Source organism: Haematobacter missouriensis, assembly GCF_000740775.1.
Classification (GTDB): Bacteria; Pseudomonadota; Alphaproteobacteria; order Rhodobacterales; family Rhodobacteraceae; genus Haematobacter; species Haematobacter missouriensis.
In genome coordinates, this window is record NZ_JFGS01000133.1 from 1 (window position 1) to 323 (window position 323).

Here is a 323-nt window from a genome sequence, read left to right on the forward strand (position 1 = left end):
TGATCGAGGGACACAAGGGGCGCAGGTCACATTCGATGCCCGTCGAGGTTCATCATCAGGCCGCAGAAAAGCTGTTTACCCTCAGTAGCCGGGCTTTATCTTTTCGTCTTTAAGCTGTCTGTCCACTTCTGCCGTCTTCAAGAGAACGCTAATCGGGCACCGACCCAAGCTTCCCTTTGAACCACGCCAGGGCAGGCCAGCAGCATTTTGCTGAGTCTGTGTTGAGTCGAAACCTGCAACGCAAAAAGCCGCCCTTCCGGACGGCTCATAACGTACTGATATTTCGCAGAATTCTGGTTGCGGGGACAGGATTTGAACCTGTG

General features: G+C 53.6%; 1 protein-coding gene. It reads right to left on the minus strand.

All coding sequences use genetic code 11. The features are described 5' to 3' along the window. Positions 1 to 81: 81 nt before the first annotated feature. The coding region (locus CG51_RS20650) for a hypothetical protein (RefSeq protein WP_211254224.1) at positions 82 to 323 on the minus strand (242 nt) is incomplete at its 5' end.